We start from the raw sequence: 15,352 nt of genomic DNA, 5'->3' as shown, positions 1-15,352 counted from the left end.
ATGCCACCGAAGGCTCGTGCCGGAGCCGCCGTCAAGAAGGTCCGGCGCAAGGAACGCAAGAACGTCGCCCACGGGCAGGCGCACATCAAGAGCACCTTCAACAACACCATCGTGTCCATCACGGACCCGACCGGTGCGGTCATCTCCTGGGCCTCGGCCGGCCAGGTGGGCTTCAAGGGCTCCCGCAAGTCGACCCCGTTCGCCGCGCAGCTGGCCGCCGAGGCCGCCGCGCGCCGGGCGATGGAGCACGGCATGCGCAAGGTCGACGTGTTCGTCAAGGGCCCCGGCTCCGGCCGGGAGACCGCCATCCGTTCGCTGCAGGCCGTCGGGCTGGAGGTCGGTCAGATTTCCGACGTGACCCCGCAGCCGCACAACGGGTGCCGTCCGCCGAAGCGCCGCCGGGTCTGAGAGGTTAGAGAGAGATGGCTCGTTACACCGGTGCTGACTGCCGCCGTTGCCGGCGGGAGAAGATGAAGCTGTTCCTCAAGGGCAGCAAGTGCGATGGCCCGAAGTGCCCGTTCGAGTCCCGGCCGTTCCCGCCCGGGCAGCACGGCCGCGGCCGCACGAAGGAGACGGAGTACCTGCTCCAGCTCCGTGAGAAGCAGAAGGCCCGCCGCGTCTACGGCGTGCTGGAGAAGCAGTTCCGCGGTTACTACGAGGAGGCCGTGGCCAAGCAGGCCAAGACCGGCGAGGTCCTCCTGCAGATCCTCGAGTCGCGGCTGGACAACGTGGTCTACCGGGCTGGCTACGCCAAGTCCCGGGACATGGCCCGCCAGCTGGTCAAGCACGGTCACTTCACCGTGAACGGCAAGAAGGTCGACATCCCGTCGTACCGCGTCAAGGAGCACGACATCATCGAGGTCCGGGGCAAGAGCAAGGAGCTCACCCCGTTCATCGTGGCGCAGGCCGAGGCCGGCTCCAAGACGGTTCCGGCGTGGCTGGAGGCCATCCCGAGCCAGATGAAGGTGCTCGTGCACTCGCTCCCGGCCCGCCAGGTGATCGACACCCAGGTCCAGGAGCAGCTGATCGTCGAGCTCTACTCCAAGTAGTCGGGCTCGTTGCGGTGGTCCGCCCTGCGGGGCGGGCCACCGGAACGGTTTGTGTCGCGGACGTCAAATAGCGGGCGTCCCGGAAGAGAAGAGAAGACATGCTCATCAGCCAGCGACCGTCTCTGTCCGAAGAGTCGATCAACGAGACCCGCTCCCGGTTCACCATCGAGCCGCTGGAGCCGGGCTTCGGCTACACCCTGGGCAACTCGCTGCGGCGCACGCTGCTGTCGTCGATCCCGGGTGCGGCGGTCACCTCCATCAAGATCGACGGCGTGCTGCACGAGTTCACCACGATCCCCGGCGTCAAGGAGGACGTGGTCGAGCTCGTCATGAACATCAAGGAGCTGTGCGTCAGCTCCGAGCACGACGAGCCGGTCAGCATGTACCTGCGCAAGCAGGGCCCGGGCGACGTGACGGCGGGCGACATCCAGCCCCCGGCCGGCGTCTCGGTGCACAACCCGGACCTGAAGCTCGCCACCCTCAACGGCAAGGGCCGGCTCGACATGGAGCTGACCGTCGAGCGGGGTCGCGGCTACGTGACGGCGGCGCAGAACAAGCAGGCCGGCGCCGAGATCGGCCGGATCCCGGTCGACTCGATCTACTCGCCGGTGCTGAAGGTGACGTACCGCGTCGAGGCGACCCGGGTCGAGCAGCGGACCGACTTCGACCGGCTGATCATCGACGTCGAGACCAAGCCGTCGATGGGCCCGCGCACCGCGCTGGCCTCCGCCGGTTCGACGCTGGTGGAGCTCTTCGGGCTGGCCCGGGAGCTGGACGAGACCGCCGAGGGCATCGACATCGGGCCGTCCCCGCAGGACGCGCAGCTCGCGGCGGACCTGGCCCTGCCGATCGAGGAGCTGGACCTGACCGTCCGCTCCTACAACTGCCTCAAGCGCGAGGGCATCAACTCCGTCGGTGAGCTGATCGGGCGCACCGAGGCCGACCTCCTCGACATCCGCAACTTCGGCCAGAAGTCGATCGACGAGGTCAAGATGAAGCTCGCCGGGATGGGTCTGGGGCTGAAGGACTCGGCCCCGAACTTCGACCCGGCGCACGTCGTGGACACCTTCGGCGAGGCCGACTACGACACCGACGACTACCGCGAGACCGAGCAGCTCTAGTCCGCGCTGCCGCCACACCTGAGGAGCACCAAGCATGCCCACGCCCACCAAGGGCCCCCGCCTCGGCGGCAGCCCCGCGCACGAGCGGCTGATGCTGGCCAACCTGGCCACCGCGCTGTTCCAGCACGGCAAGATCAAGACCACCGAGACGAAGGCCCGGCGGCTGCGTCCGCTGGCCGAGCAGCTCATCACCAAGGCCAAGCGGGGCGACCTCGCCTCCCGTCGGCGGGTGCTGGGCGTCGTCAAGGACAAGGACGTGGTCTACTCCCTGTTCGACCAGATCGCGCCCCGGTACGCCAACCGTCCGGGTGGCTACACCCGGATCGTGAAGACCGGCCCGCGCAAGGGCGACAACGCCCCGATGGCGATCATCGAGCTGGTCGAGGAGCTCCAGGCCGCCGAGCCGAAGGCGAACAAGAAGACCGCCGCCCGCAAGGCCGCGCAGCAGGACAAGGTCGAGGCGCTCGCCCCGGCCGAGGAGACCCCGGCGTCGGCCCAGGCCGACCAGGACTCCGAGGCGCCGGTGTCGGCGTCCGGTGACACCGCCGCCGCCCGCGAGGACAGCGACGAGGCCGCCGAGGGCACCGAGAACAAGGCCTGAGCAAACGGCAGCACCGTCGGGCCCGGCATCCCTTCCTGGGGTGCCGGGCCCGACCCGTGAGGAGGTACGAGGTGGACGAGCGGGTCCGGCTGCGGCTGTCGGTCGCGTACGACGGGACGGGTTTCTCCGGCTGGGCGGCCCAGCCGACCCGGCGGACGGTGGCCGGGGTGCTCGCCGAGACCCTGGACCTGGTCCTCGGCGCGGGCGTGGCGACGGGGCTGACCGTGGCCGGGCGGACCGACGCCGGGGTGCACGCCACCGGTCAGGTTTGCCACCTCGACCTGCCGGCCGCCGTGTGGCGTGAGCACGAGGGACGGCTGCTGCGCCGGCTGGCCCGGCTGCTCCCCACCGACGTGCGGGTGCGGGCGATGACGCCGGTGCCGGCGGACTTCGACGCCCGGTTCTCGGCGACCTACCGGCGCTACGAGTACCGGGTGACCGACGCGCCGTTCGGGGCCGAGCCGCTGCGCCGGCACGAGGTGCTGGCCTGGCCGAGGCCGCTCGACCTCGACCTGCTCAACGCCGCCGCGGCGGGGCTGGTGGGGGAGCACGACTTCGCCGCGTACTGCCGGCGCAAGGAGCACGCCACCACCCTGCGCGAGGTGACCCGGCTGGACTGGCGGCGCGACCCCGACGGGCTGCTGGTCGCCACCGTCCAGGCCGACGCGTTCTGTCAGGCGATGGTGCGCAGCCTGGTCGGGGCGATGCTGGTGGCGGGGGACGGGCGGCGTCCGGTGCAGTGGCCGGGCAGCCTGCTGACCCGGCGGGAGCGGTCCAGCGAGGTGACGGTGGCCCCGGCGCACGGGCTCACGCTGGTCGCCGTCGGCTATCCCGAGGACCCGGCCGAGTACGCCCGCCGCGCCGAGGCGACCCGCCGGCTCCGCGTCCCCACGGGCGGGCTCGCCGTCGAGGGCTGAGAGCCGCCCCGGCCGTTCCCGCCGTCGCCTCAGTCGTTCTCGCTGTCGTTTCAGTCGTTCTCGCTGTCGTTCTCGTCGCTGTCGTTGTCGCTCTCGCTGGGGGTGGCCGTCGGCTGCTCGGCGCTGCCGCCGGTGGCCCGGCGCTCCAGCACCCCCTTGGTGAGGTGCGTCTCGATCAGGTCGAAGAGGATCTCGCGTACCGCCGGGTCGGCGGCCTTCACCGGCTCGCCGTCGGCGCGGACCACGAGGCAGTACGCGAGGTAGTGGCCGCGTACCTGCCAGCCGACCCGGGCCGGGGCCTCGGTCAGCGCCTCGGTGTCGTCCCCGGCCGGCAGGCCACGGAAGCGGCCCTCCCGATCGTCGAGCAGTTGCCGCAGCCGGTCCCGGACGCGCTGTGCGGTGGCCTTGTCGGTGAGGTTGAACAGCCCGGCGGTGAGCAGGTGCTCCCCGTCGGGGGAGCGCAGGCTCGCCCGGACCACCTGGTTGCAGCCGAGCGTGGCGAGCAGGTCCGCCACCTCGCCGCTGGCGGCGAGCGCGCAGCTTCCGCTGGACTGGGTCTTGAGCACCTGGTACGGCTCCGCGCCGTCGTCGACCGTGACCTGCCGGCCGGGGAAGACCTCCTTGACCGTCAGGGGAGCGGAGTCGGTGTCCCGGGAGTCGATGTCCTGCCGTTCGGTCGCGGACGGCGACGGGGCGGCGGCGGCCGGCGGGCTCGGCGCGACCTGGGGGTCGGTGGCCCGGTCGGCCAGCAGCGCGGCACCGCCGAGCCCGCAGAGGGCGAACAGCGCCAGGACCGCCGCCCCGCCGAACACCACCTGCCAGAGCCGGGCGCCGTGGCGGCCGTTGTCCCGGGCGCGCCGGGACCGGGGCAGGTGCAGCGGTTGCGTGGTGGCGTACCCGCCGGCCGGCGGGGCGGGTCGGTGCGCGGCCGGGGGCGGCGGGTAGGCCGCCGCCGGGGGCGGGGGCGGGGCGGCCGCGGGCAGCGCGATCCGGCTGGTCCGGGGCAGCGACGGCGTCGGGAAGCGGGACGGCGCGGGCCCGGTACGGGCGGGCGGGCGGTTCCAGGCCACCGACAGGTCCGACCCCGACCCGGGGTGCCCCTCGAAAGCGTCCTCATCGGACTCGTACCGATACACCATGCGACCCAGACTAGGGGCTATTGTCCCTTTAGGGGGTAATACCCGGAAACTGTGGCAGGTCCGCCGGCCGCCGCCGGTGGGCACGCCGGCCGCGCCCCACACGCCGCCCGAGACCCCGCCCGGCGGACGGCGACACCAGTGCGAGAATGCCGGGCGTGACCGGCGACCACTACTTCACCGCTGAACCCGGAACCGCCGCCCGCCCCCGGGAGGTCGAGTTCACCGTCGCCGGGCGCGACTACACGCTGACCTCGGCCGGCGGGGTCTTCTCCGCCGCCCGCCTCGACCCCGGCACCGCCGTGCTGCTGCGCAAGGCCGACCTGCCGGCCCCCGACGCCGCCGGCGACCTGCTGGACCTGGGCTGCGGCTTCGGCCCGATCGCCTGCGTGCTGGCCGGCAGCGCCCCGGCGGCCACCGTCTGGGCCGTCGACGTCAACGAGCGGGCCCGGGCGCTCGCCGCCGCCAACGCCGAGCGGGTCGGCGCGGCCGACCGGGTCCGGGTCGCCGCCCCCGACGACGTGCCGGCCGACGTGACGTTCGCCCAGCTCTGGTCCAACCCGCCGATCCGCATCGGCAAGGAGGGCCTGCACGAGCTGCTGCTGCGCTGGCTGCCCCGGCTCGCCCCCGACGGCGTGGCCTGGCTGGTGGTCGCCCGGCACCTCGGCGGCGACTCGCTGCACCGCTGGCTGACCGAGCAGGGCTGGCAGGTGGGCCGGCACGCCAGTCAGAAGGGCTACCGGGTGCTGCGGGTCACCCGCTGACCTGCGCACCGGTAATCGGCTGTCGCCGGGCCGGCCCGCTCAGGCAGGATGCCCGGGTGGGATACGTGGACGTGGCAGCCGTCGGGCACATCCTCCCCGACGGCCGGGAGCTCTTCACCGACGTGTCGTTCCGGGTCGGTGAGGGGGCCAAGGTCGCCCTGGTCGGGCCGAACGGCGCGGGCAAGACGACGCTGCTGCGGATGGTCGCCGGCGACCTGCCCGTGCGCAGCGGCGGGATCGCCCGCTCCGGCGGGCTCGGCGTGATGCGCCAGTTCATCGGCATGATCGGCGACGACTCCACCCTCGCCGACCTGGCCCTGTCGCTCGCCCCGCCGGCGCTGCGCGACGCCGGCCGCCGGCTCACCGAGACCGAGGCGGCCATGCGGGCGGCCGAGCTGCGCGGCACGCTCGGCGACGCCGCCGCCAAGGCCCAGCTCGCGTACGCGGACGCGCTCGCCGCCTGGGGCGAGGCCGGCGGGTACGACGCCGAGGTCGTCTTCGACACCGTCGCGACGATCGTCCTCGACGCGCCCTGGGAGGTGGCCCGGGAGCGCCCGGTGCGTACCCTCTCCGGCGGCCAGCAGAAGCGCTTCGCCCTCGAACTGCTGCTGCGCGGCCCCGACGAGGTGCTGCTGCTCGACGAGCCGGACAACTTCCTCGACGTGCCCGGCAAGCGGTGGCTGGAGGACCGGCTGCGCGAGTCGGCCAAGTCGGTGCTCTACGTTTCGCACGACCGGGAGCTGCTGGCCCGCACCGCCGACCGGGTGGTCGCCGTCGAGGGCGGCAGCGCCTGGGTGCACCCGGGCGGCTTCGCCAGCTGGCACGAGGCGAGGACGGCCCGGCACGCCCGCCTCGACGAGTTGCGCCGCCGCTGGGACGAGGAACACCAGAAGCTGCGCGAGCTGATGCTGATGTACAAGCAGAAGGCCGCGTACAACGACGGGCTGGCGTCGCGGTACCAGGCCGCGCAGACCCGGCTGCGCAAGTTCGAGGAGGCCGGGCCGCCGCCCGTACCGCCGAAGGACCAGGACATCCGGATGCGCCTGACCGGCGGGCGGACCGGCAAACGCGCGGTGGTCGCCGAGCAGCTTGAGCTGGACGGCCTGACCTACCCGTTCGACCTGGAGATCTGGTTCGGCGACCGGGTCGCGGTGCTCGGGGCCAACGGCACCGGCAAGTCGCACTTCCTGCGGCTGCTGGCCCGGGGCGGCACCGACCCGGACCCGGCCAACGGCCCGGTCGACGGGGCCGGCGCGCTGGCCGCGGTGGCGCACGACGGGGTGGTGCGGCTCGGCGCGCGGGTCCGCCCCGGCCACTTCTCGCAGACCCACGACCGGCCCGAGCTGATGCAGAAGACCCTGGTCGAGATCCTGTGGCGCGGCGACGACCACCGGGCCGGGATGGACCGGCACGCGGCGATGGCCGCGCTGAGCCGGTACGAGCTGGCCGGGCAGGGCGACCAGCGGTTCGGCACCCTCTCCGGCGGCCAGCAGGCCCGCTTCCTGGTGCTGCTGCTGGAGCTGTCCGGGGCGACGCTGCTGCTGCTCGACGAGCCGACCGACAACCTGGACCTGGCCAGCGCGGAGGCGCTGGAGGCCGGCCTCGCGGCGTTCGCGGGCACGGTGATCGCGGTGACCCACGACCGCTGGTTCACCCGCTCCTTCGACCGCTTCCTGCTGTTCGGCAGGGACGGCGAGGTGACCGAGACCCCGGAGCCGGTCTGGGACGTGTGAGCGGTGCAAGGAAGGGCCCCCTGTTAACGCATAACGGTGTAGAAGGGGCCCTTCCTTGCACCTGGCATAGGGTTGGCGCGTGACTGAGATGACGTACCGCCGGCTGGGCGACTCCGGGCTCGTGGTGTCCGTGGTGGGCATCGGCTGCAACAACTTCGGCCGCAAGCTCGACCTCGACGGCACCCGGGCGGTGGTCGACGCGGCGCTCGACGCCGGCATCACCCTGTTCGACACCGCCGACATCTACGGCGAGCCGCAGGGCGCCTCCGAGGAGCTGCTCGGCCAGGCGCTCAAGGGCCGCCGCGACGAGGTGGTGCTGGCCACCAAGTTCGGCATGGACATGCAGGGGGCCAACGGGGCCGACTTCGGCGCCCGGGGCTCGCGGCGCTACATCGCCCGCGCGGTCGAGGCGTCGCTGCGGCGGCTGGGCACCGACCACATCGACCTGTACCAGATGCACGCGCCCGACCCGGGCACCCCGATCGACGAGACCCTCGCTGCCCTCGACGACCTGGTGCGCGCCGGCAAGGTGCGCTACCTGGGGAACTCCAACTTCGCCGGGTGGCAGATCGCGGACGCCGACTGGGTGGCCTCGTCCAACGGGCACACCCGGTTCGTCAGCGCGCAGAACCACTACTCGCTGCTGGAGCGGGGCGTCGAGGCCGAGGTCGTTCCCGCGTGCGAGCGCTTCGGCCTGGGCCTGCTGCCGTTCTTCCCGCTGGCGAACGGCCTGCTCACCGGCAAGTACCGGCGCGGGGAGGCCGCCCCGGCCGGCAGCCGGCTCTCCGGCGGCGGCCGGTACGCCGAGCGTCTCGCCGCCGCGCGCTGGGACACCATCGAGGCGATCGGGGCGTACGCCGCCGAGCGGGGGCTCACCATGCTCCAGGTGGCCATCGGCGGGCTGGCCGCCCGGCCCGCGGTGACCTCGGTCATCGCCGGGGCCACCACCCCCGAGCAGGTGCGCGCCAACGCCGGTGCCGGCGCGTGGCAGCCCGGCGACGACGACCTGGCCGCGCTCGACGCCGTCCTCTGAGCCGGGTCGGGGAACAACGCCGATCGCGGAGACGGCGAGGGGCGAAACGACGAGGGACGCCGGGGGCGGTTCGCCCCGGCGTCCCTCGTCCGGCTGTCGGCCCGGTCCGGCTGTCGGCCCGGTCCGGCTGTCGGCCCGGTCAGGCCGTCGGTCCTCCCGGCCCGGCCGGCCGACGTCGGCGCACGAGCAGCAGCGGCACCGCCGCCAGCAGCGCGACGGCGACGAGCCCGCCGGCCGCGTACGTCCACCAGCCGCCCCCCGACCGGTCCCGCTCCTCCGGCCCGGCCTGCACGGCGACGGGCCGGGGCGCGGGCGGCGTCTGGGCGGCGCGCGCCTGCACCGTCGCGGTCGCCGACGTCTTGTACGGGGCCGGCGCGGTGACCGTCACCCGCCAGCGGCCGGGGGAGAGCAGCGGGCCGCTGGAGTAGAAGCCCTGCCCCTCCCCGGCCATTTCGAGCTGCACCGGCCCGGCCGTCCGGTCGCCCTCGCCCTTGGCGGTGAGGGTCAGCCGCACCGGCTGGTCCAGTCGGTGACCGTCGGAGTAGACGGCGAGCACCGTGACCCCGCCGGCCCCGTCGCCGCCCACCGACAGCTTGAGCTTTCCGCCGTGCGCCGCCGCCGGGCCCGCCGGCAGCGCCACCAGGCACGCCGCGACGAGCGCGGCGGCGAGGATCCTGAGGGTACGCATCACACGTGCTCCACTCGTTCGGTTCGGGTGGGGCCGCCCCCGCCGTCGTGGTGCACGGCGGGAGCGGCCCCGTCTTCCGTTACAGCGAACCGCCCTCGGCGATCCGGGTGGGGTCGGTGCCGAGCCGGCCCGCCCCGTCGACCGACTTGTTGTCGTTCGCCTTGACGCCGGCCTTGGTGGCCGCGCCGCCGAGCCGGACGATCATGGCGTCGGCGTCACGGACCAGCACGTCCCGGACGTCCGTGTCGGTCACCAGCGCGGCATCGGTGGCCAACGCCTTGAAGGCGGTCAACTGCTGCACCGCCCGCTTGTCGTTGCCCTCCGCCTCGGAGGCCCGCACCGCGTCCAGCTTGTTGGACAGCTTGCGGTGCGCCACGTTGGAGAGTCGTCCGGTCGCCTTGAACCGGTCCAGCAGGTTCTGCATGTCCCGGAACGAGGTGGTGACGTAGAACCGGACCGTCGAGGTGGTGGAGTTGCCCGCCTTGTCGGTCGCGGTCACGACCAGCTCGTGCAGGCCGAGCGGCAGCTCGTACATGGGCTGCAGGGTGCCGCTGGCGTACGTCTTGCCGTCCAACGTGCCGGACATCGTCTTGATGCCGGAGGTCGGGTCGACAGACTGCCACGAGATCCGCACGTCCTGGCTGTCGCCGTAGAGCTGGCCGTCGGCGATGCCGGAGACCAGCAGCGTCGGCTTGTCACCGTCGATCTTCACGACGGCCGACTTGAGCGCCTCCGCGTTGCCGGCGGCGTCGGTGGCCCGGTAGAGCAGCTCGTGCGAGCCGTTCCCGGTCACCTCGACCGGCTCGGTGTACGCCGTCCAGGCCCCGCCGTCGAGCGACCACTCCAGCTTCTTGACCCCGGAACCGGCGTCGGTGGAGGTGAGCACCACCGGGACGGTGCCGGCGTGCCAGCCGTCGTCGTTCGCCGGGGCGAACGCCGCCGAGCTGACCGGCGCGGTGGCGTCGATCTTGACGTTGACCTTCTTGGCCTCCTCCACGTTGCCGGCCTTGTCGGTCGACCGGAACCGCACCTCGTGCGCGCCGTCACCGGTGACCTGCACCGGCTCGGTGTACGCGGTCCACGTCGTGGCCCCGTCGAGCTGGTACTCGGTGGAGGCCACCCCGCTGCCGCCGGCCTCGTCGGCCGCCGCGAGCGTGACCGTGACCGGCGCGTTGTGCCAGCCCTCGGTCGGGGTGCCGGAGACCGTGGCGGTGGTCACCGGCGCGGCCGTGTCGGCGGTCTTGGTGGAGAGGCGGAAGTAGTCGAACGACGCCGTCTTCGACGTGGCCGCGTTGGCCCCGAGAGTGAACAGACCGATCTTCGGGGTGGCCCCGACGGCGGTGTTCGTCAGCGTCTCGAAGGTCGTCCACTCCTGCCCGTCGGCCGAGTACGACGCGGTGAAGGTGTCACCGGCCCGGGCGAGCCGCAGGTGCCACACGCCCGAGGTCAGGTTGGAGACCTGCGGCTGCGGGTTCTGCGTCACCCCGGCGACCTCGCCGCGGAACTCGATCCGCCGGGAGACGGCCTGACCGGCCTGGTTGTCCACGATGTAGTCGAACTTGACGTAGTTGTCGTCGTCGGCGTGGACGATCAGACCCGCCTGCTGGTACTGCTCGGCCAGCAGGCTGCCGTCGACCTTCGTCTCCAGGGTCCAGTCGCCGGACGGCGCGGTCTGGAGGATGAAGTTCGTCGGGCCGGTGTTGCTGGTGCCGTAGATGTCACCCTTCGGCACGTCGATCTGCAGCGCCCCGCCGGTCACCCGGTAGGTGGCCGCGTCCTCCCGCAGGATCGCGTTCCAGCGGCACTTGTCGAGCGCGGTGCCGCCGAACTCGTCCGACGGGTCGACCGGGCCGGCCGGCTCGTCGGGCGTGACCTGGAAGAAGTCGAATGCCGCGTCCACCACCGGCGCGGTGGTGGCGCCGTTGAGGGCGAACAGACCGATCCGGGGGTTGCTGATCCCGGCGAGCGCGGCGGACCGGCCGACCGGGGTGAACGTCGTCCCGTCGCCGGACATCTCCGCCGTCAGGTTGGTGCCGTCGCTGGTCATCCGCAGCCAGACGGTGTCACCGGCCGGCGCGGCGGTGGCGTCCGCCCCCTCGTTGCGGGGCGACCCGGCCGTCTCCCGGATGAACTCCACCCGGCGGGAGCCGGAGTAGAGCAGGTCCAGCTTGGCGTAGTTGTCGTCGTCGCCGTAGATCAGCAGGCCGGCCTGCTGGTAGTTGGCGGTGACGGGCAGCGTGACCTTCGTGGTGGCCTGCCAGGATCCGCTGGGTGCGGGCTGGAGGACCAGGTTGGTGGCGCCGTTGGTCGTGCCGTACAGGTCACCGGAGGCGGTGGGCAGCCGCAGCGACCCGCCCGAGACCGAGTAGAGCTGGTTCTCCCGGACCACGGTCCAGCGGTCCTTGTCCAGGCTGGTGCCGACGAAGTCGTCCGAACGCGCCCCGAAGCAGGACGTGTTGGCCGCCTCCACCTTCACCGGGACGGTCACGTACGCCTTCGCGCCCCGGGCGTCGGTCACCGTCAGGGTGGCGGTGAAGGTGCCCGGCACGGTGTACGTGTGGGTGGCGTCGAGGGTCGACGCCGTCTTGCCGTCGCCGAAGTCCCAGGCGTACGTCAGCGGGGTGTCGCCCTCGGCGTCGGTGGCCGTGCCGTCGAAGGCGACGGTGACCGGCGCGGTGCCGGTGGTCGGCGTCGCCGTGGCGCTGACCTGCGGCGGCGCGTTCTCGGTGACGCCCCGGCCGATGAAGTCCATCCAGTTGACGTTGAACAGCGAGCCGGTGCCGCCGGCCGGGTCCTTGGCGAGGAAGTAGAGCGTGCCCTCAGCCGTGCCGGTGACCGGGGCGGTCACGTCGACGAACTGCTGCCAGCCGCCCGTGCCCGGCACGTTCGCGGTCGCGACCAGCGGGCCGTCGACCGTGCCCGAGCGGACCTCGATCCGCCCGCCCTGGACCTCCGAGGCCACCCGGAAGCGGATCGAGTCGATGCCGGTCAGGCTGGCCGGGGCGAGCGACCACCAGTCACCGTCCTCGATGAAGCCGATGTTCTGGTTGCCACCGGCGGTGTCGGTGGTGGTCTCCTTCTGCACACCCGGGTCGCCGCCGCCGGTGCTGCCGGGGGCCCGGCCGGTGGCGGTGAAGTACTCGGCCTGCTTGCGCTTGGGCTGGAGCTGCTCGATCGCCCGGCCGGTCAGCTCGCCGGCGCCGCCGGCGCCGCCCTTGTCGGTGTAGGTCGCCTCGAAGACGCCGAAGACGTTCGCCTCCGCGCCGTGGCCGGAGGCCAGCGAGGTCTGCACGGTGCCGGTGCAGCCGGTGTGCTGCTCCAGCGGGTGGGCGTGCTCGTCGTGGCCGAGCAGCACCTGGAGTTGGACCCGGTCACAGTCGATGGTGCCGTCCTCCGGGTCGGTCACCTTGATCGTGTAGTTGACCTGGTCGCCCCACTCGAAGAAGCCGCCGTTCGGCGGGAACTCGATGGTCACCGTCGGGGCGGTGTTGCCGACCGTCACCGGCACGTTCGCCACGGCGGTACGGCCCGCGGGGTTGGTGACGGTGAGCTGGGCGGTGTAGTCGCCGGCGGTGGCGTAGGTGTGCGTCGGGTTCGCCTCGGTCGAGGTCTGCCCGTCACCGAACGCCCAGGAGTAGGTCAGCGCGCCGCCGTCGGGGTCGCGGGAACCGGCGCTGGAGAAGTTCACGGTCAGCGGCGCGGGCCCGGAGGTGGGGTCGGCGCTGGCCTGGGCGATCGGGGCCCGGGAGCCGGCGGTGTAGTCGATCCGGTAGACGCCGGAGTTGTCGTTGTTGCCGCCGAAGCCGCTGCCCCACTCGATCATGTAGAGCGCGCCGTCCGGCCCGAACTCGAAGTCCATCGGGCGGACCATGGTCATGCCGGTGAGCAACTGGTTGATGTCGATCAGCGACTTGCCGTCCTGGCTGACCTGCATCGTGTACATCTTCGACTGGTTCCACTCGCCGAGCAGCGCCTTGCCGTCGTAGTACGCCGGCCACTTGCGGTCCGACGTGCTGTCGGCGTCGTACCGGTAGACCGGGCCGCCCATCGGGGCGCCGCCGCCGCCGATCTCGGGGAAGCGCGGGTCGCCCGCGTAGCCGTAGTCCACGGTCGCCGGGATGGCCGGCGGCAGGTTCGTCAGGCCGGTGTTGTTCGGCGAGTCGTTCACCGGCGCGGCGCAGTTGAACTTCGCCCCGCTCGGCCCGTTCGGGAAGGTGTAGTCGTTGTACGCCTTGTTGTTGCCGGTGCAGTACGGCCAGCCGTAGTTGCCGGCGGTGGCGACGATGTTCCACTCCACCAGGCCCTCGGGGCCGCGGTCCGGGTTGGCCGAGTTGGCGTCCGGTCCGTAGTCGGCGACGTAGAGGGTGTCGGTCTTCTGGTCGACGCCGATCCGGAACGGGTTACGGAAGCCCATGCCGAAGATCTCGGGGCGGGTCTTCGCGGTGCCCGGCGCGAACAGGTTCCCCGTGGGGATCGTGTAGGTGCCGTCGTCCTCCGGGTGGATCCGGATCACCTTGCCGCGCAGGTCGTTGGTGTTGCCGGCGCTGCGCTGCGCGTCGTAGTCCTGCCGGCCGGCCCGCTCGTCGATCGGCGTGAAGGCGCTCGACTCGAACGGGTTGGTGTTGTCACCGGTGGCCAGGTACAGGTTGCCCTTCGAGTCGAAGGTCATGCTGCCGCCGGCGTGGCAGCAGGTGTTGCGCTGCGTGTCGACCTGGAGGACGACCTTCTCGGTGGCCTTGTCGATGGCGTCACCGTTGACGGTGAACCGGGACAGGTAGTTGCGGGGGCCGCCACCGGCCGGCGCGTAGTACAGGTAGATCCACTTGTTGGTGGCGAAGTCCGGGTCGAGGCGGAGGCCGAGCAGGCCGTCCTCGTTGCCGGTGAAGACGTCCAGCTTGGTCGCGGTGACCGTGTTGCCGGTGTCCGGCTTGATGATCTGCACCCGGCCGTCACGCTCGGCGTAGAACACCCGACCGTCCGGAGCGATGTCCAGCTCCATCGGGTTGTTGGTGTTGCTGTCCAGCGTCACCTTGTCGAAGTTCGAGGTCTTCGAGGCGCCGCAGTCGGCCTTCTCCACGCCCGCGGCGGTGCGGATGCCGCCGAGCAGGTGGGCCAGGAACTCGGGCTCCTGGTACGACTGCTGGGTGTGGCCGCCGCCGGTGTACCAGGCCCGGCCGCCGTCGTAGTCCTGGCACCAGGCGGTCGGGTGGTCGGCGCCCATCGCGCCGGTGCCCGGGGTGTAGGACTTCTCGTCCAGGCTGGCCAGGACGTGCACGTTGGCGCGCGGGTTGGTCCGGAAGTTGTACCACTCGTCGAACCGGGACCACTTGTCCGGCAGCGTGGCCGTGGACGGGTGGGCGTGGTCCTCGACCTTGACGGTGGCCTGCTGGTTGGCCGGGTGGTTGGAGAAGTACGCGCCGACCAGCTTGCCGTACCAGGGCCAGTCGTACTCGGTGTCCGACGCGGCGTGGACGCCGGCGTAGCCGCCGCCGGCCTGGATGTAGCGCTCGAACGCGGCCTGCTGGTCGGCGGTGAGGACGTCACCGGTGGTCGACAGCCAGATCACGGCCTGGTACTTCGCGAGGTTGGCGTCGTTGAACGCGGCGCCGTCCTCGGTCGTGTCGACGGTGAAGCCGTTGTCGGTCCCGAGCTTCTGGATCGCGGCGATGCCGGCCGGGATCGCGTCGTGCCGGAAGGCGGCGGTCTTGGAGAAGACGAGCACCGAGAACGGGTCCGTGGCGGCGGCCGCCACGGGGGCCGCCGCCAGGGGCGCCGCCTGCGCGGCGGCCGGTGCCGCCTGGGCGGGGGTGCCGGCGACCAGGCCGGTGGCGACGAGGGACAGGCTGAGAAGTGAGGAACTGAGGATGCCGCGAGGTATGCGGCGGCGGCGGGATGGAGACACTCCATGCTCCTTTTGTCCGAGCTGGACAGTGGTGGGCTCGGGGACGACTTCGCCGCAGACCGTCCCCGGTCGGTGCGGGTGCCGGGTCGGACCAGCGCCCGGGCACCTGTAACGTCGGCGCGGGCCTGGGCCCGCGCCGGTCGGACCGGCACGCGAGGGGGCCGCGTGCCGGTGGTCGGTGGGCGGTCACGCCAGGGCCGTCCACCGGTCGGATCGGGGTGGACGACCACGCCAGGGCCGCTCACCGGTAGGTCGGTGCGGGCCACGCCGAGGCCACGCGCCGAAATATGTCGATCGGTTGAACAAATTAGCGCCGCTGGACTCGTTTCCGGCAAGGCGTCGGCGTGTAACGATTCGGTATCGGCGATCGGCCTATCCGGCGCATGCGGAGGAATGGGGAGAAGTGGC

The 15,352-nt window shown here is 72.4% G+C and carries 11 protein-coding genes; 8 read left to right on the top strand and 3 right to left on the bottom strand.

Translation table 11 applies throughout. The features are described 5' to 3' along the window. From rpsK to truA, 5 genes are all read left to right on the top strand, one after another. A complete protein-coding gene (gene rpsK, locus O7628_RS08175; protein ID WP_007073011.1) occupies positions 1-408 on the top strand; it encodes a 30S ribosomal protein S11 in 408 nt (135 codons plus the stop codon). A gap of 14 nt (positions 409-422) precedes the next feature. After that, complete coding sequence (gene rpsD, locus O7628_RS08170; protein WP_043965544.1) at positions 423-1,049, top strand: 30S ribosomal protein S4; 627 nt, start codon at positions 423-425, stop codon at positions 1,047-1,049. A 98-nt stretch (positions 1,050-1,147) separates the two neighbouring features. Next, on the top strand, positions 1,148-2,170 hold the full coding sequence (locus tag O7628_RS08165; RefSeq protein WP_074472529.1) for a DNA-directed RNA polymerase subunit alpha: 1,023 nt from the start codon (positions 1,148-1,150) through the stop codon (positions 2,168-2,170). Between the two features lie 34 nt (positions 2,171-2,204). Beyond that, complete coding sequence (gene rplQ / locus O7628_RS08160; RefSeq protein ID WP_278129411.1) at positions 2,205-2,771, top strand: 50S ribosomal protein L17; 567 nt, start codon at positions 2,205-2,207, stop codon at positions 2,769-2,771. A gap of 71 nt (positions 2,772-2,842) precedes the next feature. Beyond that, the gene (gene truA, locus O7628_RS08155; RefSeq protein ID WP_278129410.1) at positions 2,843-3,688 is read left to right on the top strand and encodes a tRNA pseudouridine(38-40) synthase TruA; all 846 of its coding nucleotides are present in this window, start codon (positions 2,843-2,845) and stop codon (positions 3,686-3,688) included. A 50-nt stretch (positions 3,689-3,738) separates the two neighbouring features. Here truA and O7628_RS08150 read toward each other — a convergent pair whose 3' ends face one another. Then, complete coding sequence (locus tag O7628_RS08150; protein ID WP_278129409.1) at positions 3,739-4,827, bottom strand: hypothetical protein; 1,089 nt, start codon at positions 4,825-4,827, stop codon at positions 3,739-3,741. A 155-nt stretch (positions 4,828-4,982) separates the two neighbouring features. Between O7628_RS08150 and O7628_RS08145 the strand changes: the two genes are divergently transcribed. The 3 genes from O7628_RS08145 (at position 4,983) to O7628_RS08135 (ending at position 8,354) form a co-directional block, all read left to right on the top strand. Continuing rightward, a complete protein-coding gene (locus O7628_RS08145) occupies positions 4,983-5,588 on the top strand; it encodes a methyltransferase (protein ID WP_278129408.1) in 606 nt (201 codons plus the stop codon). Positions 5,589-5,644: 56 nt separating this feature from the next. Beyond that, a complete protein-coding gene (locus O7628_RS08140; protein ID WP_278129407.1) occupies positions 5,645-7,321 on the top strand; it encodes an ATP-binding cassette domain-containing protein in 1,677 nt (558 codons plus the stop codon). Positions 7,322-7,409: 88 nt separating this feature from the next. After that, on the top strand, positions 7,410-8,354 hold the full coding sequence (locus O7628_RS08135) for an aldo/keto reductase (RefSeq protein WP_074472839.1): 945 nt from the start codon (positions 7,410-7,412) through the stop codon (positions 8,352-8,354). Positions 8,355-8,493: 139 nt separating this feature from the next. Here the strand turns inward: O7628_RS08135 and O7628_RS08130 are convergent, their stop codons facing one another. Both O7628_RS08130 and O7628_RS08125 read right to left on the bottom strand, forming a co-directional pair. Then, positions 8,494-9,042 carry a hypothetical protein gene (locus O7628_RS08130; protein WP_278129406.1) on the bottom strand — a complete coding sequence of 183 codons (549 nt, stop codon included), beginning with the start codon at positions 9,040-9,042 and terminating at the stop codon, positions 8,494-8,496. Between the two features lie 79 nt (positions 9,043-9,121). Next, a complete protein-coding gene (locus O7628_RS08125; protein ID WP_278129405.1) occupies positions 9,122-14,944 on the bottom strand; it encodes a ThuA domain-containing protein in 5,823 nt (1,940 codons plus the stop codon). Positions 14,945-15,352 lie beyond the last annotated feature (408 nt).

The sequence above is a fragment of the Micromonospora sp. WMMD956 genome (assembly GCF_029626125.1).
Classification (GTDB): Bacteria; Actinomycetota; Actinomycetes; order Mycobacteriales; family Micromonosporaceae; genus Micromonospora; species Micromonospora carbonacea.
Note: the sequence above shows the minus strand (reverse complement) of the source record. Positions and strands in the feature narration are given on the sequence as shown.

Coding starts and splice junctions, on each gene's coding strand:
- O7628_RS08150 (WP_278129409.1), bottom strand. CDS start 4,827: ATGGTGTATCGGTACGAGTCCGATGAGGACGCTTTCGAGGGGCACCCC.
- rplQ (WP_278129411.1), top strand. CDS start 2,205: ATGCCCACGCCCACCAAGGGCCCCCGCCTCGGCGGCAGCCCCGCGCAC.
- O7628_RS08130 (WP_278129406.1), bottom strand. CDS start 9,042: ATGCGTACCCTCAGGATCCTCGCCGCCGCGCTCGTCGCGGCGTGCCTG.
- O7628_RS08135 (WP_074472839.1), top strand. CDS start 7,410: ATGACGTACCGCCGGCTGGGCGACTCCGGGCTCGTGGTGTCCGTGGTG.
- O7628_RS08165 (WP_074472529.1), top strand. CDS start 1,148: ATGCTCATCAGCCAGCGACCGTCTCTGTCCGAAGAGTCGATCAACGAG.
- rpsK (WP_007073011.1), top strand. CDS start 1: ATGCCACCGAAGGCTCGTGCCGGAGCCGCCGTCAAGAAGGTCCGGCGC.
- rpsD (WP_043965544.1), top strand. CDS start 423: ATGGCTCGTTACACCGGTGCTGACTGCCGCCGTTGCCGGCGGGAGAAG.